This window comes from Bartonella sp. TT67HLJMS, assembly GCF_042193375.1.
In the GTDB taxonomy this organism is placed as follows: Bacteria; Pseudomonadota; Alphaproteobacteria; order Rhizobiales; family Rhizobiaceae; genus Bartonella; species Bartonella grahamii.
In genome coordinates this window covers 45,180-65,238 of the sequence record NZ_JBHILP010000004.1, presented here as the reverse complement: position 1 = coordinate 65,238, position 20,059 = coordinate 45,180, and the positions used below count along the sequence as shown (strand labels likewise).

Genomic DNA, 20,059 nt, shown 5'->3' with positions numbered 1-20,059 from the left:
ATTTGTTGAAAATGGAAAAATGATATCATTGTTGTCAATGTAAATTACTGCTAAATAGCTTTATATAAACAGTTTGTGCCTTTTAGAGGAAAATTATGAAAAAAATAGCCATAGGGACCTTAGGTGGAACAATTGCAATGACTGCTGATCGTTTTGGTCACATGCAACCGACTTTAACTTCAGATAACCTCATAAAAAGTGTTCCTGATTTAAATAACGTTGCTGATATTCATGCACAAACATTAATGCAAATACCAAGTGGATCTTTATCGTTTCAAATTCTTTTTGAAATAATCGAGTGGGCAAAACAACAAATAAATGCTGGTGCAGAAGGTATTGTTTTAACACAAGGGACTGATACTCTGGAAGAAACAGCTTTTTTTCTTTCTCTTTATTGGAAGGAAGCTGAACCACTCATCATAACCGGCGCTATGCGCATGCCTCATGAAGCAGGCGCAGACGGCCCCGCCAATATTTTAGCAGCCACTCGTGTCGCAGCAGCCCCACAAAGTCGTAACAGGGGCGTTCTTGTTGTCATAAATGATACAATTCATTCACCTTATTGGCTCTATAAAAGCCATACCGTCAAAGTCGAAACATTTCAATCAGGTCTTGCAGGTATTTTAGGAACTATTTTAGAGGGAAAACTTATTTATTTCAATGATCAAAAGCTTTTTCCGACAACGTTTGATCTTCCCCAAAACTACGATCATCAAATTGCACTCCTCTATTCCTCTTTATCATCTGATGCACAATTAATGAAACTATGCCTTGAAAGTGGGTATTATGCTGGAGTTGTTATTGCTGGTTTTGGTGCAGGACACTGTAGTTTTCAAGAAGCAGACCTTGTACAACAATATGCACAAAAAATACCAATCATTATTGCTAGTCGTTGTTGTAATGGCTCAACAACTCGTATAACTTATGGCTATAAAGGCTCAGAAATCGATATGATTGCTTCTGGTGCTCTCATGTCTGGTTATTTATCAGCCGTAAAAGCGCGTCTACTTTTATGGGCTTTTTTAGCGCAAGGACACTCATTAGCACAAATTCGTGCAAACTGGAATAACTGGACTATAAGTTAATGAAAAATGATCTATTATCTTAAAGAAGAGAGCATGCAAAACAAAATTTATTTGAAAATCAAGCCGCTCATCTTGTCCACTTTTAATCGATTGCTGCGGCAAAAAATTCTCGACCAATACAAATGATTGATACGATTATACAAAAAATTAATCAGGAAGATAATCTGGTCAAATGCGTTTCTGACCGATATTCACCCTATCGTGTTTTTACTGCACAAGAATGGTCAGAGTTTCGTGCAGACACACCTCTTACTTTGACTTTTGATGAAATTAAGCGTTTGCGCTCTATTGATGATCCTATCGATCTTAAAGAAGTCCAACGCATTTATCTTTCTTTATCGCGTTTGTTATCATGCCATGTTGAAGCAGTACAGGAACTTTTTCACAAACGTCAGCAGTTTCTCCATCAAGAAGAGAGTAGAAAAACGCCCTTTATTATTGGAATTGCTGGTTCTGTAGCAGTAGGAAAATCAACCACGGCTCGCATTCTTCAAGAACTGTTGAAACGATGGACATCTAGTCTTAAAGTTGATCTGATCACAACGGATGGTTTTCTCTATCCTAATGCAATCTTACAGCAAAAAAATCGTATGAATCGTAAAGGATTTCCTGATTCCTATGACATTAAAAAATTGCTGTGCTTTCTTTCGGCTATAAAAGCAGGTATTGGAAATGTCCGTGCCCCGCTTTACTCACATATGACTTATGATGTTCTAGAAAATCAGACAATTACCATTGACCGTCCTGATATTTTAATTGTTGAAGGTATTAATGTATTACAGGTCAGTGATCTTCCTAAAGATGGGAAAGCTATTCCTTTCGTATCAGATTTTTTTGATTTTTCAATCTATGTCGATGCCGAAACAGAAGTCATTCGTCACTGGTATTTAGAGCGCTTTAAACGTTTGCGTAAAACAGCTTTTCAAAATCCTGAATCCTATTTTCATCGTTATGCCCTGCTCAGTGAAAAAGAAGCCTCAAAAATCGCTGAGGATCTTTGGCAAACAATTAATTTAAAAAATTTACAAGAAAATATATTGCCAACACGACCACGATCCAATCTCATTCTACGAAAAGGAAAAAATCATTTGGTCGAGTATGTCGCACTTAGACGACTATAAGGATCTCATAACTATGCAGCATTATCACATTCATTTTACCTCAACGCGTATCGATAACAGTTGCCCTATCATCTTGGTAAACCAAAGAACTCTTGCCAACTTATCACTTGATGCGTCAACAACAGCATGGATAAAAGTTAATGACTTTACTGGTAAAGCAGGACAAATACTCTTTGTTCCTCACGAAACGGGGCATTTAAAAAAAGTTTTATTTGGAATTGGAAATGGGAACGATCCCTTTATCACAGGACTGCTTGCTCAAAAACTTCCTGCTGGTCAATGGCATTTAGAAGGTACGACCTCTGATGAAATAAATGCCTATCTTGGATTAGCATTCGGTAGCTATCAATTTAATCGCTATCGTCAAAATTCTTCTTTCAAATCATTGTCTATCCATGTCAATGAGGCCGTTGATCTTAATGAACTCCAACGAATTTATGAGGCTGTCTTTTTTGTCCGTGATCTCATCAATATTCCAGCCAATGATATGACCCCTGATGCTCTCGAAAAAGAAGCACGAAAACTAGGAAAAACCTACGGTGCTCATGTCCAAAGTATTTGTGGAGATGATCTCTTAACCCATAATTTTCCGATGATTCATGCCGTAGGACGAGCAGGCAGTACTGCACCGCGACTGATTGAGTTACACTGGGGGCAAGAACATCATCCTAAAATAACGTTGGTAGGCAAAGGGGTAACTTTTGATACGGGAGGACTCGATATTAAATCAGCCAATAACATGTTGCTTATGAAAAAAGACATGGGGGGTGGAGCAAACGTTTTGGGATTGGCTAAACTTATCATGGATGCCAAATTGCCTTTCCGTCTACGTGTTTTGATTCCAGCTGTAGAAAATGCAATTTCTGCGAATGCTTACCGACCAGGTGATATTCTCAAAAGTCGTAAAGGCTTAAGTGTTGAAGTAGGTAATACAGATGCTGAAGGGCGACTTGTCCTTGCCGATGCGCTCGCCTATGGTGATGAAGAAAGTCCACAATTCATGCTTTGTATGGCTACTTTAACAGGGGCAGCGCGTATAGCATTAGGACCAGATCTCCCCGCATTTTATTGCAATGATTCAATATGGGCACAACAAATCTCTGAATCTGCTCACGCTGTTTTTGATCCTCTTTGGCAAATGCCCCTTTGGAAACCTTACCAAGAGATGTTATCATCACCAATTGCTGATCTTAACAATGTAACTGGAAATAGCTTTGCTGGCTCTATAACGGCTGCTTTATTTCTTAATTCTTTTGTTGAAAAAGCTGAACATTTTGCGCATTTTGATCTTTATGGATGGGTTCCAAAAGAAAAACCAGGATACCCTATTGGTGGATCAGCACAAACTATTCGTGCCCTTTATAATATTTTTAAAAATGAAGTTTGACACAAAATATCCACAAAGATAGACAATTTTACATCTTAAAGAATAATTGCAATCGTCTTAAACTGTGTTCTTAGTTTTGTTTGAGGATAAAAACCTTACCAATAGAGTTTTCATGAGTTTGTTTAAAAGTAAAAAGTAACAAAATGGAAGCAAAAAGATGACCTCTAAAGACCCAAGGCTTTATGCATTCAGAGATGATCTAGCAGATCAACGTCTTGAAACAGAAATTACAGCCCAGCGTTTTGTTCACGGTGAAAAAAAACGTGTTAATACAGCGGTCGCTGGACTTTTTAAAGAAAATAGTAAAAAAAGTGAAAGACAAACAGAATGCTTATTGGGAGAAGAACTTCTCATTTTTGAACAAGGGGAAACGATGTCGTGGGGGCAATCCCTTAAAGATGGTTATGTTGGTTATATTGATACAAAAGCCCTTTGTACATCAACTATAAAACAAACGCATATAGTTTCAGTCCCACGTACATTTAAATATTCACACGCTGACTTACGTGGACCAATAGTGTCTCCGTTATCTATGGGAAGCAAAGTCAGTGTTGTTGATGAAATTGAAGTCCGTGACACAATGTATTCTATTCTTGAAAATGGAACAGCAATCATTACGAGCCATCTCAGCCCCATTGGACGTGTATACGAAGATTATGTCACAGTTGCAGAAACTTTTATCCGTACACCTTATCTTTGGGGTGGTGTCAGCGGTTTTGGAATTGATTGTTCGGGACTCATTCAGCTCTCTATGATGATGACTGATCAAATAGTTTTACGTGACACCGATATGCAGCAAGAAACTATAGGCAGTCCTCTTACAGATACTGATAAACTTCAACGAGGCGATTTAATTTTTTGGAAAGATCATGTTGCTATTATGGTTGATCATGAAAATATTATTCATGCAAATGGTTTTTCCATGGACGTTATGATCGAGCCATTAGAAGAGGCAATTACGCGTATCGCTAAAAAAAATCAATATCCCATCGCAAAACGTCGTCCAATGCAAGAAACTTAATACATGCCTCCTATAAAAAATAATATCTTTCTCATGTTATTTATATCTCTCATTTATATACTTATTTAGGGGGATTTTTTCTTTATCTCTCATACTATATAAGGCACAGGAATGTAACTCCCTAAGAAGTCTTCTTTTCATGTTTTTCTTCTATATTTAATAATTCATTAACTATATGTTTTATTTGTTTTAAAATTGTTTTTCAAATTACATACCACTCTTTTTATTCGTACGTTATTGAACATTTTTTTGATTGAGAAATCATATAACATCAAGAAAAATAAAAGAAAATTTATGGTTATAAAAAAATATGTTATTATATAATCATGTATTACAATAATAATTTAAGCTTTTGGTCATGTAAAACGATCTCTAACAACAAATACAAAGCGTTCTTTTTTGAAGCATTTTTTGAAATTTTTCCCATTATCGATATCTCATGAAATAAGTACTCCTGATATCTCTCAGTGCATCCAAACTCATCTCACAATGATACGCGTGAAAAGGCATCATTATACACTTTGCCAATTCTCAATGTTACGATGACCCTTGGCTACTGGAGAGTGTTCTTTCAGCTCGTATTTTATTTCTTTCTTAAATAATTTTATCCACATGACTTTCCCCGCTTGGAACGTACAAAAGAATGGTTTTGGTTAATTTAATATAAAACAGATTTGAAATGAAAAAAAATTACAACTCTGGACTTTTACATTCAACATAAAAATTATAAATTATCATTTTAAATCAATATATTGAATTATATTTAAACAATATTTTCTTCTTATAACACATTAAAGAAGATGATTTTTCAATACCTGAACCAATGGTTTATCAGCATCAGGCATAGGGTATTTATCAAGATCATTAACAAAAACCCATTCTAAATTTTGCCCCTCTCGTCCTTGCGCAACTCCCTCATAATGATAACAAAGATACAACGGCATCAAGAGGTGAAATGTTGCATAGCTATGGCTTGCAAACGTTAAAGGTAATAAATTATTTGCCTGAACATACACACCAAGCTCTTCTTCTAGTTCACGAATCAATGAAATTTCTGGAGTTTCACCTTGCTCAACCTTTCCACCAGGAAACTCCCATAAACCAGCCAGCGATTTTCCTTCAGGACGCTTGGTAAGCAAAACACGATTATTTTGATCTAACAGTGCACATGCAACAACAAGAAGAAGGGAACTTTTTATACACATATCACTCTCCAATGAGAATATAAAGATAACTGTCTCTTTCTAGTATATTCCCTTACCTCAAAAAGAACTCACATATCTCATTCTCTTAAAAAATAATCGGCAGTTAAATATAGAGAGTACATCCATTCATTAACTTCTGTAATCACTATTGATCATAACGTACTCTTTTGTTAAATCGCAAGACCAAACCGTCGCCGTGCTCTTACCCAAACCGATATCAACACGAATTGTGATGTGCTTACCTTGCATATAAGTACCTATTGTCTCTTCACAATACTCAGGATCTCGTACGCCATTCACGGCCACACGATGCTCACCAAACCAAATCGTCAATAGATCACGATCGACTTCAACACCGGCCTTCCCAACTGCCATAACGACCCGCCCCCAATTCGCATCTTCACCAGCAATAGCCGTTTTTACGAGCGGTGAATTTGCAATTGATAAAGCAATAGTTTTAGCTGCATTGTTTGTTGTAGCACCCATCACATTAACCTCAATTAAATGACGAGCACCTTCGCCATCACAAACAACTTGTAGTGCAAGTTCATGCAAAAGTGCACTCAATTGTTTCACAAAAACTCCATAACGCTGATCAGATTTACTTGTAAGACATGGGAAATGTTCTTTTCCTGTCGCAAACAACATAAGCGTATCTGAAGTTGAAGTATCGCTATCAACAGTAATTGAATTGAAAGAACCCTCAACTGCCTCTGATAACATGGATTGGAGTACATCCGAAGAAATAGTAGCGTCACTAACCACAAACGACAGCATTGTCGCCATATCGGGTGCAATCATACCAGCACCTTTTGCAATTCCATGAATGGTAACACTCTCTCCCCCACAGTCAAAAGTGCGCGTCGCAAGTTTTGGAAATGTGTCCGTTGTCATTATCGCTTTTGCAGCTTCCAACCAATTTCCCTCTTCTGCTGTCTCTGCCATACTTGGTAAAAGATTGACAATACCCGATGCATCCATTGGCTCACCAATAACCCCCGTAGAAGCTATAAAAATTTCATCTCCTCTAACCTTTAAAGCGTTTGCTGCTGCACAGATGATTTCATTGGTTGTGTGCTTTCCTTTGCTTCCTGTAAAAGCATTTGCATTTCCAGAGTTCACAACAACACCCCTCGCAACCCCATGAGGAAGCGATGCACGACAATGCTCTACAGGAGCAGATGGACATTTTGAACGGGTAAAAACACCGGCCACACTCACTGGCTTATCGAATATGATGAAAAGAAGATCTGTACGATCTTTATATTTAATCCCAGCTTCAGCTGTTGCTATCCGTACCCCAGATAAGGGAGAAAGCTCCTGGATCTTTTGAGGCGACAAAGGAGAAATTTTCAAAACCACAATATGCTCTCTGTAAAAATAAATGAAATGATTGCAGATCAATAACCCCTCATAGAAAACTGCTAGGCTTTTTGAACAAAACTAACCTAGCAAATTATCTATTAAAGAGGCTATCCACTTATTTTTCCTAGCTATTCTGTATCTTCTTCATCTGATGTCTCATCGGGAAGTAGCGTCCCATTTTGATGAAGCGATTCCATGATTTTTGTAACATTAGGATCAGGGTATTTCACATCCATCTTGCTACGCAAATCAACAATCAGTTCTTGATAGCGCTTTTTTATCAGCTGTGTCCGCAACATCTCTTTAACATCATCAAATGCAGGAGGTTGTTTCAAACGACGATCTTCTAATTTAATAATATGCCAACCAAAAGGACTTTCAACGGGTTGTTTAGTGTATTCGCCAATTTTCAAACCAAATGCAGCATCTTCAAAAGGCTTGACCATTTGACCATGGCTAAAATAACCAAGATCACCCCCAACGGCAGCAGAACCATCTGTTGAACTTTTCTTTGCAATCTCTTCAAAATTTTCGCCTTTATTTAAATGCTTAATGATAGCTTCTGCTTCTTTTCTCGTTTTGACCAAAATATGACGCGCTTTAACCTCATCTTCTTTAGGTAAAGCAGCGACTTCTTGCTTATAAAGAGCTTCCAAATCAGTATCCGAGATTTTGTCAACAATCGCCTGTTTAAAATAAAGCTGTTGAAGAACATTGTCACGCATGACTGCCATACGTTTATCGTAAGCTTCTGTCTTATCAAGACCTTTGCTTCTTGCTGCTTTTGCAAGTGCCTGCATATCTAAATAAGCTTTCAGAACCATCATACGGCGTTGTTCATCAGGAAAACGTGCTAAATTAGGATTTATTTCAAGCGCTAAATCATCTAATTGGCCTGCTGTAATATTCTTCCCATCAATAACCGCCATAACATGAGAAGGAGAAACAGCTTTTTCAGAAGCTTTCTCCAAAGTCTTTAAATCATTCGACGATGAATTCAAACCTTCTTGGGCTCTCACCCCTAAACTTGTACTTGCCAATAAAGTTGATGCTAAAAAAAGCGTGATAAAGTTAAATTTCATAAATATACTCCTTAAAAATGAAGGCAGGTTCAAGATTCCAATTTTCTTTACCATAACACTTTAACCTTTAAACATAGAGAAATAAATTAGTAATTTTATTTTAAAAAAGTATAAAATTGTCCTTTTATCTGAGTTGCTCCAATCCTATCTAATGCAGATGAAAACATGATAATAGAGAAAAATGACATATTGTATCTTAAATTACTTTGTATTGTATCAGTTAAATAGCGTACCTAAAGTTGACATAGAGCGCTTAGCCTCTTATCTCTACTTTACAATTAAAGTGAAAAATTGCACACCAACAAGTATAATGGTACCATCTGCGTTTCATGATGTCTCTAATCATATCAGATAACTTGAAGAAAATGTAGAGTATGGGGAAAGCGTATGAATTACCCAACAAGAGTGACAACAATTAAAAGAAAGGGCCAGAGATGGTCAGTTTAGGTGTTTTTGCCCGTAAGTTTTTTGGTTCAGCTCATGAGCGACGTCTCAAAGCACTCCGCCAAAAAGTTGCACAAATTAATGCTTTGGAAGAACAATTTGTAAAATTAAGTGATGAGCAGCTTTGCCAAAAAACAGATGCCTTTCGTAAACGTCTTAGTGAAGGTGAAAGTGTTGATTTGCTCTTACCAGAAGCTTTCGCAACTGTTCGTGAAGCCGCAAAACGTGTTTATGACATGCGTCCTTTTGACGTGCAACTTATTGGTGGAATGGTCCTTCACGACTGTGGCATAGCTGAAATGCGTACTGGTGAAGGTAAAACATTAATGGCAACTTTACCAATTTATCTCAATGCATTGGAAGGTAAAGGCGTTCATGTTGTGACAGTAAATGATTATCTCGCCAGTCGTGATGCTGAAACAATGGGGAAAATTTTTAGTTTTCTAGGGCTTACAACAGGCGTGATTCTTCATGATCTTGATAGTGATGCCCGCCGAGAGGCCTATGCATGCGACATCACCTATGCCACAAATAATGAACTAGGTTTTGATTATTTGCGTGATAATATGGCCTTCGATCGTAGTCAAATGGTCCAACGTGGACATCATTACGCAATTGTTGATGAAGTTGATTCGATTCTTATTGATGAAGCCCGTACACCCCTTATTATTTCTGGTCCTCTAGAAGATCGTACTGACTTCTATAACCTTATTGATACATTTATTCCTGCCTTAACTCCAGAAGACTATGAAATAGACGAAAAACAAAAAACAACGACTTTTACCGAAGTTGGTACTGAAAAAATTGAAAAAATGCTCGAACAAGCTGGACATCTTAAAGGTGAAAGCCTTTATGACATAGAAAATGTCGCTATCGTTCATCATGTCAATAATGCTCTAAAAGCTCATAAACTGTTTGCTCGCGATAAAGATTACATTGTTCGCAATGATGAAATCGTTATTATTGACGAATTTACAGGGCGAATGATGCCTGGGCGGCGTTATTCTGAAGGACTTCATCAAGCGTTAGAAGCTAAGGAGCATGTTGCTATTCAACCAGAAAACCAGACACTTGCTTCCATCACTTTCCAAAATTACTTCCGTATGTATAGGAAATTATCTGGAATGACTGGAACTGCAACAACAGAAGCCGAAGAATTCAGAAATATTTATGGTCTTGACGTTGTTGAAGTCCCTACAAATTTGCCAATACAACGTATTGATGAAGATGATGAAATTTATCGAACAGCAGAAGAGAAATATCGGGCAATTGTACGTGATATCCGTCAAGCACACGAAAAAGAACAGCCTATTCTTGTTGGAACAACCTCTATTGAAAAGTCAGAACAATTGGCAGAGCGTTTGCGAAAAGAAGGCATTACCGATTTTAGAGTCTTAAATGCTCGCTATCACGAACAAGAAGCATACATCATTGCGCAAGCAGGAGTTCCTAGAGCTCTCACCATCGCAACCAACATGGCAGGACGCGGTACGGATATACAACTTGGTGGTAATGTTGAAATGCGCATCCGACAAGAGTTACAGGATATCCCCGAAGGTCCAGAGCGGACAGCTAAAATTGAAGAAATAAAAAAAGATGTTCAGAAGCTTAAAGACAAAGCTTTAGCGGCTGGTGGTCTTTACGTCATTGCGACGGAACGTCATGAAAGCCGTCGTATTGATAACCAGCTTCGTGGACGTTCTGGTCGCCAAGGCGATCCAGGTCGCTCAAAATTCTTTCTTTCTCTTCAAGATGATCTTATGCGTATCTTTGGCTCCAATCGTATGGATGGTATGCTGCAAAAACTTGGATTGAAAGAAAATGAAGCTATTATCCATCCATGGATTAATAAAGCCCTTGAAAAAGCACAAAAAAAGGTCGAAGCACGAAACTTTGAAATTCGTAAAAATCTGTTAAAATATGATGATGTCATGAATGATCAACGCAAGGTTATTTTTGAACAGCGTATGGAGATCATGGACGCAGATGATTTATCAGAAATGATCCTTGAAATGCGCAATGAAGTCGTAGAGGATCTCGTAGAGGCTTGTATTCCATCAGGGACATATTCTGAAAAATGGGATGTAAAAACTCTCGAAGAAGAACTTCAACAACTCTTTAATCTTGAGCTTCCAGTAGAAGAGTGGGCAAAAGAAGATGGAATTGCCGAGGAGCAAATTTTGGAGCGTGTATCAGATGCTGTTACAAAACTTGAAAATGAACGTACTGAACGCTATTCTCCAGAAGTTATGGCTTATTTTCACAAGGCAGTATTGCTCGAAACTATTGACACGTTATGGCGTGAACATCTGGTGAGTTTAGACCATTTGCGTTCTGTTGTTGGTTTTCGTGGTTATGCGCAGCGGGATCCGCTCAATGAATATAAGACAGAATCTTTTGAACTCTTTCAAAGTATGTTGAGAAATTTGCGCCGAATTGTCACTTCTAAGCTTATGCGCTTTGAAATCATTCAACAACCTACAGAACCGACCATGCCTGAGCAAACTGATGCTGCTTCTTCTGTCTTTAATGATAAAAGTCAAGAAAATGCTCCCACCTTATGGGCACGATCACAAGAAAATAGATTTGTTAATCCACAAGATCGTGACCCTAATGATATAACCACATGGGGAAAAGTTGGACGTAATGAGCGTTGTCCTTGCGGTTCAGAGAAAAAATACAAACACTGTCATGGAGCCTTTGTTTGAAAAGCAAACTATGAAAATGAATAAAAAGCGAAATTATGAGCAAGAATTGCGCACAGCTGGTTTAAGAGTAACACGTCAACGACGAGTTATTCTTGATATTTTGACTGACACAAATGACCATCCCAATGCATTTGAAATTTTTCAGCGTGCAAACGAAATAGATTCGAGTATTTCACTCTCAACTGTTTATCGAACCATGAAAACATTAGAAGGAAATGGAACAATTCATCGCCATAGCTTTAGTGGTGGTCCATCTCGTTTTGAGCAAGCAGATGGGCAACATCATGATCATCTCATTGATATAGAAACAGGACAAGTTATCGAGTTTCATTCTGATGTTATTGAAAAGCTGCAAGAGGAAATTGCAAAATCCCTTGGCTATGATATTATTCATCATCGCCTTGAACTTTACGGAAAAAAAAACTCTTAAAAAAGTGATTATATATCATTAGATAAAATACCTCAAGTAAATCAAGTTTTATAAAAATTTACCTTTAAGATATAATAGTTTCCATTGGCAAAAAAAAATTTTGCTCTATTACCCCTTTTTGTATGATGCTATACGGTAATTCATTGTCAGCATTATAACAAAAAATCATTGCAACAAAATATTATAAAAATTGTATTATGAAAAATTAGGCCAATATTATCATGGTTTCTTTGCCACAAGATCGTATGAGACAGCTTGAAAAGCGCTTTGAAATAATTGAAAGCCAAATGACGACTAATCCAAATGCTGAAACATATGTCAAATTAGCTTCTGAATATGCAGAACTACAACCCGTTATTGCCTCTATACGCGCATTAAATGCTCTTTACAGAGAGATTACAGAATTAGAAACAATTATCAATGATAAACAAACAGACCTAGAGATGCGTAATCTTGCCCAAGAAGAGCTACCATTGTTATATAAAAAAGTAGAGCAATTTGAAAAAGAACTCCAGATTCTGCTTTTGCCTAAAGATGTTGCTGATGAAAAAAACGCTATTGTTGAAATTCGAGCAGGAACGGGTGGATCAGAAGCAGCACTTTTTTCCGGTGATCTTTTCCGCATGTATGAACGTTATGCCCATGCTCACCATTGGAAAGTAGAAGTTATTTCACTCAGTGAGGGAGAAGTTGGCGGATATAAAGAGATTATTGCTACTATCTCAGGAAAAGGTGTCTTTTCTAAATTGAAATATGAATCAGGGGTTCATCGTGTGCAACGCATCCCCGAAACAGAAACCGGTGGACGGATCCATACATCTGCTGCTACCGTTGCAGTCCTTCCGGAGGCTGAAGAAATTGATATTGATATTCGCCCTGAAGATATTCGTATTGACACAATGCGTGCATCTGGAGCAGGAGGACAGCATGTTAATACAACGGATTCAGCTGTTCGTATCACGCATATTCCAACAGGAATTATGGTCGTACAAGCAGAAAAATCACAACATCAAAACCGAGCACGAGCCCTTCAAATTTTACGGGCACGCTTATTCGATATCGAACGACAAAAAGCGGAAAGTGAACGTTCAGCTTCTCGTAAAAGCCAAGTTGGTTCTGGTGATCGTTCAGAACGTATTCGTACCTATAATTTTCCACAAGGACGTGTCACGGATCACCGTATTAATCTAACCTTGTATAAGCTTGATCGCATTCTAGAGGGAGATCTTGATGAGCTTCTTCATGCACTCATCTCAGATCATCAAACAACACTGCTGATGGAAATGGATAATAATTGAGAAAATATTCTTTCAAGAATGTCATCCAACAAATGCAAGAAAAATTGCGCACGAAAGGAATTGCTGAAGCCGATCTCGATGCGAAAATACTCGTTGAATGGATAACAGGAATAAATGCTGCTGAAAGAATTTCTAAACCAGATATGCATCTGTCTTCTGAGCATATTATACAAATAGAACAGGCTTTACAACGGCGTATTGCAGGCGAACCCGTCTATCGTATTATAGGAGCACGAGAATTTTATGGTATATCTTTTACATTGTCTCAAGAGACGTTAGAACCTCGTCCTGATACAGAAACGCTGATAGATCTTGTTCTCCCTTTTCTCCAAAAACAGGTCGAAAATTCGGGAAGAACAACATTCCTTGATATGGGAACAGGAAGTGGCGCCATTGCCATTACACTCCTTAAACAAATTCCCCAATCCTATGCGGTGGCAGTCGATATTTCTGAAGATGCCCTTAAAACAGCGAAAAAAAATGCAAAGAATGCTGAAGTAGCACACCGCTTCACACCTCTTCTTAGCGACTGGTTTGATGCTGTCGCAGATCGCTTTGATTTCATTGTTTCCAATCCACCTTATATTCCCGCACAAGATATCAAAAAACTTGCAAAAGAAGTGCGCTTACATGACCCATTGCGCGCCCTGATAGGAGGGGAAGATGGACTTTATTTTTATCGAAAACTCGCCCATGGAGCAGCCAACTACTTAAAAGAAAACGGCTATGTCGCTGTTGAAATTGGTTACTCTCAAGAAAATGAAGTCTGTAATTTATTTAAAAAAAATGGTTTTCAATGTTTAGAAGTGCGTAAAGATCTAAGTGGAATACCCCGCGCACTTCTATTTGCATGCAAACATTAAAATTCCCAATCATCATCCGTGGTAGCAACCGCCTTGCCAATGACATAAGAAGAACCTGCCCCTGAAAAAAAGTCATGATTTTCGTCAGAGTTTGGTGATAAAGCTGCCAAAATAGCGGGATTAACACGACAAACCTCAGGGGGAAAAAGAGCTTCAAAACCTAAATTCATTAAAGCCTTGTTAGCATTATAATGAAGAAAAATTTTAACATCTTCTGTCAATCCAAGTGCATCATAAAGATCTTCAGTATATTTGCACTCGATATTATAAAGGTCAAAGAGCAGGTTAAAAGCAAAATCTTTAATTTCTTTCTTTTTGGCTTCATCAAGCTTTGCAAAGCCCAATTGGAATTTATAACCTATATAATAACCATGGACTGCTTCATCACGAATGATTAATCGAATGAGATCTGCTGTATTGGTCAACTTAGCGCGACTGGCCCAATACATGGGCAAATAAAAACCAGAATAAAATAAAAAGCTTTCCAGCAAAGTCGAAGCAATTTTTTTCTTAAGTGGATCATTTGCTTCATAACGCTCAAGTACTAATCTAGCCTTTTTCTGCAAATGAATATTTTCTTCTGACCATCTAAACGCATCATCAACTTCTACCGTCGAACAAAGGGTTGAAAAAATCGAGGAATAAGAACGTGCATGAACCGCTTCCATGAAAGCAATATTCGTCAACACTGCCTCCTCATGCTCTGTTATTGCATCAGCCAGAAGCGAAATGGCTCCAACAGTATTTTGAATTGTATCTAAAAGCGTTAGTCCTGTAAAAACACGAATTGTTAATTTACGTTCTTCATCTGTTAAGCTTGACCATGAGGGAATATCATTGGAAAGTGGAACCTTCTCAGGTAACCAAAAGTTCCCAGTTAAGCGGTTCCATACTTCAAGATCTTTCTCATCATGTAATCTATTCCAATTAACTGCGCACACAACAGGATTTTTGGTTGTAATCTTTGTCATATGATGATCTCCTATAAACTGCACGAAACACAGCCTTCAACTTCTGTTCCACTTAATGCTACTTGCCGTAATCGTACATAGTAAATACTCTTTATACCCTTTTTCCAGGCATAAATTTGTGCGCGGTTAATATCACGTGTGGTAGCGGTATCAGGAAAAAATAATGTTAATGAAAGACCTTGATCAACATGCTGTGTTGCAGCAGCATAGGTATCTATAATTTTTTCAGGACCAATCTCATAAGCATCTTGGTAAAAATTCAAATTCGTATTATCCATATAAGGAGCGGGATAATAAACGCGCCCAATTTTTCCCTCTTTGCGAATTTCAATTTTTGAAGCAATTGGATGAATAGAAGAAGTGGCATGATTAATATAGGAAATAGATCCCGTAGGTGGAACTGCCTGCAAATTACGGTTATAAAGCCCATACTCAATGACTAATTTTTTGAGTTCCTGCCAATCCTTTTGATCTGGGATAACAATATTGTTCCGTGCAAAAAGCTCTTGCACAAGCGCAAATTGCGGTTTCCATTCTTTTTCAATATATTTTTCGAAAAAACGTCCATCTGCATAAGCTGATTTTTCAAACCCTGCAAACATTTCTTGACGTTCACGTGCAATCAAATTGGAAGCTCGTATGGCGTGATATGTCACAATATAAAAATAGATATTGGTAAAATCTATCGCTTCTGGAGACCCATAATAGATCTGTTCACGCGCTAGAAACCCATGCAAATTCATTTGTCCCAAACCAATCGCATGACTTTCAGCATTGCCTTTCGCAATGGAAGGCACACAGGCAATATTACTCATATCCGAAACCGCAGTAAGGGCACGAACAGCAGATTCCACGGTCTGTCCGAAATCAGGACTTTCCATTGCTTTGGCAATATTCATGGATCCAAGATTACAGGATATATCACTTCCAATCGTGCGATAAGTTAAATCTGTCTCCAGTTCACTTGCTTCACTCACCTGCAAAATTTCTGAACATAAATTGCTCATACTTATGCGCCCAGCTATTGGGTTCGATCGATTAGCAGTATCCTCAAATAAAATATAGGGATAACCCGACTCAAATTGAATTTCTGCTAATGTCTGGAAAAAAACGCGTGCACTTATTTTCTTTTTACGAATCTTTGCATTATCAACAAAAGAACGATAATGCTCCGTTAAAGAAATATCGCTAAAGGGCTTACCTGTCACACGCTCGATATCATAAGATGAGAAGAGATACATGTCCTCATTATTCCGTGCAAGCTCAAAAGTAATATCAGGAATAACGACACCAAGCGAAAGCGTTTTGATTCTAACTTTTTCATCAGCATTTTCACGCTTTGTATCCAAAAACTTCATAATATCTAAATGGTGAGCATGCAAATAAACAGCTCCAGCCCCCTGTCGTGCCCCAAGCTGATTGGCGTAAGAAAAAGAATCTTCCAAGAGTTTCATCACCGGTAAGACTCCTGAGGACTGATTTTCTATTTGCTTAATTGGTGCCCCAGCTTCCCGCAAATTCGTTAAACAAAGCGCCACACCTCCACCACGTTTTGAAAGCTGCAAAGCAGAATTAACCGAACGACCTATCGATTCCATATTATCTTCAACACGTAGCAAAAAACACGAAACCAATTCACCACGTTGTTTTTTCCCAGCATTTAAAAATGTCGGTGTTGCCGGCTGAAACCGTCCTGTAATAATTTCATCCACAAAACTTTCAGCAAGAGCTTTATTCCCTTGTGCCAAATATAAAGCTACAAGACAGACACGATCTTCATAACGTTCAAGATAACGTTTCCCATCAAAAGTCTTTAATGTATAGCTAGTATAGTACTTAAATGCGCCTAAAAAGGTAGGGAAACGAAACTTAAATGCATAAGCACGTTTAAAAAGCTTTTTAATAAAAGAAAAATCATAAAGCTCAAATAAAGCTTTTTCATAATAACCTTCTTCAATTAAGTAGTCTATTTTTTCCTTCAGGTTATGAAAAAAAACTGTATTTTGATTAACATGCTGAAGAAAATATTGCCGTGCGGCAAGCCGATCCATATCAAATTGAATATGACCATTTTCATCATAAAGATTAAGCATTGCATTCAGCGCATGATAATCAGTAATCTGATCCGATTTCTGCGATTGTCCTATACCAATTGTTTCCAAAATCTTTCCAATCCCTTTTTTACATAAAGAACGTCTTCATCAGTTCCACGCAGCTCAAAACGATAAAGGCAAGGTACACAACATTTTTCAGCAATGATTTTACTTGCTAAATTATAATAACAACCAAAATTACGATTCCCACCACCAATGACACCACGAATTAATTTTCGGTTCTCAGCTTCATTGAGAAAATGGATAACGGCTTTCGGCACTGCTCCTCTTCCTTCACCATCTGCATATGTAGGAACAACCAGCACATAAGGTTCACCAACCAATGCAGAAGGCTTTCTTTTATCAATTTTGAAGAGTCGTTGACCAAGTTGCGAGACAAAATGTTCTGTATTACCCGTTGCACTCGAATAATAAACAATAAGCCCCATTAAGCACAAAGACCACTAATCATATCTGGTCTAAAACCAGACCAATGATTTTCACCACAAACAACGACAGGAACCTGACGATACCCCAGAGATTGAACAAAACTGTATGCTTGTTCATCACAAGAAATATCAACAACGCGATAATGAATGCCTTTTGCATCAAAAGCACGGCGTGTAGCATCACATTGGACACAAGATGGTTTGCTATAAATAGTGATCGACATTTTCTTCAACTTTCACAATTCCAAATAATCAACCCTAAAGGGTCAATCTAATAATTTTATAAGTACTCAAGAATAACAAAAAAACAGAAATTGTACGCAAAACATGTGGTTATTTTCAAATAGTACACAGCTTCCTGAACATAACAGAATTCCTCATCAAATAACTTCAAAGACTATGATGAGAATAAGCGATTATTCTATAACTTAAATGGCAAAGCCCCCCAGTTATAAAACAACCTTTTTCTTGCATTACAATTCCCTCCTGCTGTCTAAAAAACTAATGTTCTAAACTACCGTTTTTCAAGAGCTCTGTTTTACTCTTTTTCGGCAAAAATCAATTACAAAAACGAAAGGAATCCTTCCAAAAGAGACCCTTCAGCAAAAACACTGCTATGCCCTTGGTCAATAAACTCTTTACAATAATGGAAATAACTTAGATACCAAACGAAACACACTAACACCCTCTCTTGTGCTTATTTAGAATCACCAATCATTTTGATACTATATATAGTATATACTCTCTCTCTTTCGTCAAGGTGAATTCAATTATTATTTTTAATTTTCCACGATCTTCACACTAAAATTTTCAGTCCTCAAAACTATGTAATAATATAACATTTTATTGACAAACGTTATATTATTACATAGTTTCCAAAATAATAAGCAACGATGGTAAAAAATATGGATCTGCACTTCAATAAGACAACATTAGGCTATGGAAATAGAATAGCAATAAAGAACTTTTCAGCGAAGTTAAAAGCTGGTTCATTGGTCGCAATAACAGGTGATAATGGCGCTGGAAAATCGACACTGCTAAAAGCCATCGCCGGATTGATTAAACCTCTTAAGGGAAAAATTACAAAACCAAAAAAAAGCCGCATTGCTTATCTTTCTCAGCAATGTGATGTAGATCAAACATTTCCAATTGATGTGAAAACGCTTGTAAAAACAGGACTGTGGTCTTTTTGTGGATTATGGAAAAGCCAGCGCCCTTATGATTCTAAGATTCAAAATGCGCTTGAAATGGTTGGGCTTACAGAACTCGCACCCCGTTCGCTTGAAACATTATCAGGCGGGCAATTACAACGCGCTCTTTTCGCACGTATCATTGTGCAAGATGCCAATATTATTTTGCTTGATGAACCTTTCAATGGTGTAGATCATAAGACCCAAAAAGATCTTCTTGCACTGATCACATACTGGCAACAGCAAGGACGCACAGTTCTCACAGCACTCCATAACCCTCTCATCGTGCAAGAATTTTTCCCCCAAATGATTCAAATTAATCAACAAAACGCCTTTTATGGAGAAACAACACAGTTTTTAAACAACACTATTCATCACGTTATGCCACCTCTCACATCCAATTCTTTTCCTATTAGCGCACAAAAACAAAATCTTCCCATCAATGATCCTCTCTTTCTTAGGTTATAAAACGTGTATGCATTTTTTCTTGCCCCCTTTGTTGATTTCCAATTTATGCAAAACGCCCTTATCGGTTCTATTTTCCTGTCTATTAGCGCTTGTCCTGTTGGTGTATTTTTGATGCTCCGTGGAATGAGCTTGACAGGAGATGCTATCTCTCATGCCATTCTTCCTGGTGTTGCAACTGCTTTTCTGATTTGTGGCTTTTCCCTCATATCTATGACACTTGGTGGCATCTTCGCTGGTATTATTGTTGCTTTAGCGACCATTTTAATTTCACGAAATAGCTTTCAGAAAGAAGATGCATCCATGACTGTCTTTTATCTTATTGCACTCGCAGCAGGTGTCATTATTATCTCACTAAAAGACTCAACAATTGAGCTGCTTCATCTCTTATTCGGATCGGTTCTTGCACTTGATGCACAAGCCCTTTGGTTAATCACTATTATAATGCTGATTACACTATGCAGCCTTTGTATTTTTTGGCGTGCACTTGTTTTAGAAAGCTTTGACCCCCTCTTTTTTAAATCACTCTCTCCGTTGAGTAAATATATTCATATTTCATTGCTTGGACTTGTGGTGTTGAATCTGGTTGGAGGCTTTCAATCACTAGGAACATTACTTTCCGTTGGCATTATGATGATTCCAGCTATTACAGCCCGTTTTTGGTTTTCACGGCTAGTCCCTATTTGCGCGCTTTCCACTCTTTTTGGAATCATTTCTAGCGTATGTGGTCTCCTACTTTCTTTTCATCTTTCACTTCCCTCCGGCCCTGCTATCATCATTGCCGCAGGATTTATTTATCTTGTTTCCTGCTTGATAAGTCCACGTGGCTTTATTGTAACATGGTTTCCCCACCTCTTTTATACCTCCTCACTTTAAGGAAAA

General features: G+C 37.8%; 17 protein-coding genes. 10 read left to right on the top strand and 7 right to left on the bottom strand.

Annotated elements, in window-relative coordinates; all coding sequences use genetic code 11:
* Nucleotides 1–95 precede the first annotated feature (95 nt).
* The 4 genes from ACFIJQ_RS03415 (at nt 96) to ACFIJQ_RS03400 (ending at nt 4,614) form a co-directional block, all read left to right on the top strand.
* On the top strand, nt 96–1,085 hold the full coding sequence (locus tag ACFIJQ_RS03415; protein WP_375628533.1) for an asparaginase: 990 nt from the start codon (nt 96–98) through the stop codon (nt 1,083–1,085).
* 122 nt (nt 1,086–1,207) lie between these two features.
* Nucleotides 1,208–2,206, top strand: a complete 999-nt coding sequence (gene coaA / locus ACFIJQ_RS03410) for a type I pantothenate kinase (RefSeq protein WP_012754619.1) — start codon at nt 1,208–1,210, stop codon at nt 2,204–2,206.
* 13 nt (nt 2,207–2,219) lie between these two features.
* Nucleotides 2,220–3,593, top strand: a complete 1,374-nt coding sequence (locus tag ACFIJQ_RS03405) for a M17 family metallopeptidase (protein ID WP_273787787.1) — start codon at nt 2,220–2,222, stop codon at nt 3,591–3,593.
* Between the two features lie 157 nt (nt 3,594–3,750).
* The gene (locus tag ACFIJQ_RS03400; protein ID WP_375628531.1) at nt 3,751–4,614 is read left to right on the top strand and encodes an NlpC/P60 family protein; all 864 of its coding nucleotides are present in this window, start codon (nt 3,751–3,753) and stop codon (nt 4,612–4,614) included.
* 791 nt (nt 4,615–5,405) lie between these two features.
* On the opposite strand, the gene mutT is transcribed toward ACFIJQ_RS03400, so the two are convergent.
* The 3 genes from mutT to ACFIJQ_RS03385 form a co-directional block, all read right to left on the bottom strand.
* Nucleotides 5,406–5,819 (bottom strand): 8-oxo-dGTP diphosphatase MutT, encoded by a 414-nt coding sequence (mutT, locus tag ACFIJQ_RS03395; RefSeq protein WP_012754616.1) that lies wholly within the window; start codon nt 5,817–5,819, stop codon nt 5,406–5,408.
* A 129-nt stretch (nt 5,820–5,948) separates the two neighbouring features.
* Nucleotides 5,949–7,181, bottom strand: coding sequence for a bifunctional glutamate N-acetyltransferase/amino-acid acetyltransferase ArgJ (gene argJ / locus ACFIJQ_RS03390; RefSeq protein WP_273787785.1), 1,233 nt, complete (start codon nt 7,179–7,181; stop codon nt 5,949–5,951).
* A 131-nt stretch (nt 7,182–7,312) separates the two neighbouring features.
* Nucleotides 7,313–8,266 carry a peptidylprolyl isomerase gene (locus ACFIJQ_RS03385; protein WP_273787784.1) on the bottom strand — a complete coding sequence of 318 codons (954 nt, stop codon included), beginning with the start codon at nt 8,264–8,266 and terminating at the stop codon, nt 7,313–7,315.
* Between the two features lie 434 nt (nt 8,267–8,700).
* Between ACFIJQ_RS03385 and secA the strand changes: the two genes are divergently transcribed.
* The 4 genes from secA to prmC all read left to right on the top strand — a co-directional run bounded on the left by secA (nt 8,701) and on the right by prmC (nt 14,009).
* A complete protein-coding gene (secA, locus tag ACFIJQ_RS03380) occupies nt 8,701–11,418 on the top strand; it encodes a preprotein translocase subunit SecA (RefSeq protein WP_273787783.1) in 2,718 nt (905 codons plus the stop codon).
* Nucleotides 11,357–11,848, top strand: a complete 492-nt coding sequence (locus ACFIJQ_RS03375; protein WP_273787782.1) for a Fur family transcriptional regulator — start codon at nt 11,357–11,359, stop codon at nt 11,846–11,848. The genes secA and ACFIJQ_RS03375 overlap by 62 nt, the downstream gene beginning before the upstream one ends.
* Nucleotides 11,849–12,069: 221 nt before the next feature.
* Entirely contained in the window at nt 12,070–13,146 is a 1,077-nt protein-coding gene (prfA, locus tag ACFIJQ_RS03370; protein WP_375628528.1) for a peptide chain release factor 1, read from the top strand.
* On the top strand, nt 13,143–14,009 hold the full coding sequence (prmC, locus tag ACFIJQ_RS03365) for a peptide chain release factor N(5)-glutamine methyltransferase (protein ID WP_375628526.1): 867 nt from the start codon (nt 13,143–13,145) through the stop codon (nt 14,007–14,009). The genes prfA and prmC overlap by 4 nt, the downstream gene beginning before the upstream one ends.
* On the opposite strand, the gene nrdF is transcribed toward prmC, so the two are convergent.
* The 4 genes from nrdF to nrdH are packed head-to-tail and all read right to left on the bottom strand — an operon-like array spanning nt 14,006 to nt 17,746.
* Nucleotides 14,006–14,980 (bottom strand): class 1b ribonucleoside-diphosphate reductase subunit beta, encoded by a 975-nt coding sequence (gene nrdF, locus ACFIJQ_RS03360; RefSeq protein ID WP_012754609.1) that lies wholly within the window; start codon nt 14,978–14,980, stop codon nt 14,006–14,008. The two genes, prmC and nrdF, sit on opposite strands and share 4 nt — an antisense overlap.
* Nucleotides 14,981–14,991: 11 nt before the next feature.
* Entirely contained in the window at nt 14,992–17,142 is a 2,151-nt protein-coding gene (gene nrdE, locus ACFIJQ_RS03355; protein ID WP_375628524.1) for a class 1b ribonucleoside-diphosphate reductase subunit alpha, read from the bottom strand.
* Complete coding sequence (gene nrdI / locus ACFIJQ_RS03350; RefSeq protein WP_012754607.1) at nt 17,124–17,522, bottom strand: class Ib ribonucleoside-diphosphate reductase assembly flavoprotein NrdI; 399 nt, start codon at nt 17,520–17,522, stop codon at nt 17,124–17,126. The genes nrdE and nrdI overlap by 19 nt, the downstream gene beginning before the upstream one ends.
* Nucleotides 17,522–17,746, bottom strand: coding sequence for a glutaredoxin-like protein NrdH (gene nrdH / locus ACFIJQ_RS03345; RefSeq protein WP_005774163.1), 225 nt, complete (start codon nt 17,744–17,746; stop codon nt 17,522–17,524). The genes nrdI and nrdH overlap by 1 nt, the downstream gene beginning before the upstream one ends.
* A 681-nt stretch (nt 17,747–18,427) precedes the next feature.
* Here nrdH and ACFIJQ_RS03340 point away from each other — a divergent pair.
* Complete coding sequence (locus ACFIJQ_RS03340) at nt 18,428–19,180, top strand: ABC transporter ATP-binding protein (RefSeq protein ID WP_375626724.1); 753 nt, start codon at nt 18,428–18,430, stop codon at nt 19,178–19,180.
* Nucleotides 19,181–19,183: 3 nt separating this feature from the next.
* Nucleotides 19,184–20,053 carry a metal ABC transporter permease gene (locus tag ACFIJQ_RS03335; RefSeq protein WP_375628522.1) on the top strand — a complete coding sequence of 290 codons (870 nt, stop codon included), beginning with the start codon at nt 19,184–19,186 and terminating at the stop codon, nt 20,051–20,053.
* Nucleotides 20,054–20,059 lie beyond the last annotated feature (6 nt).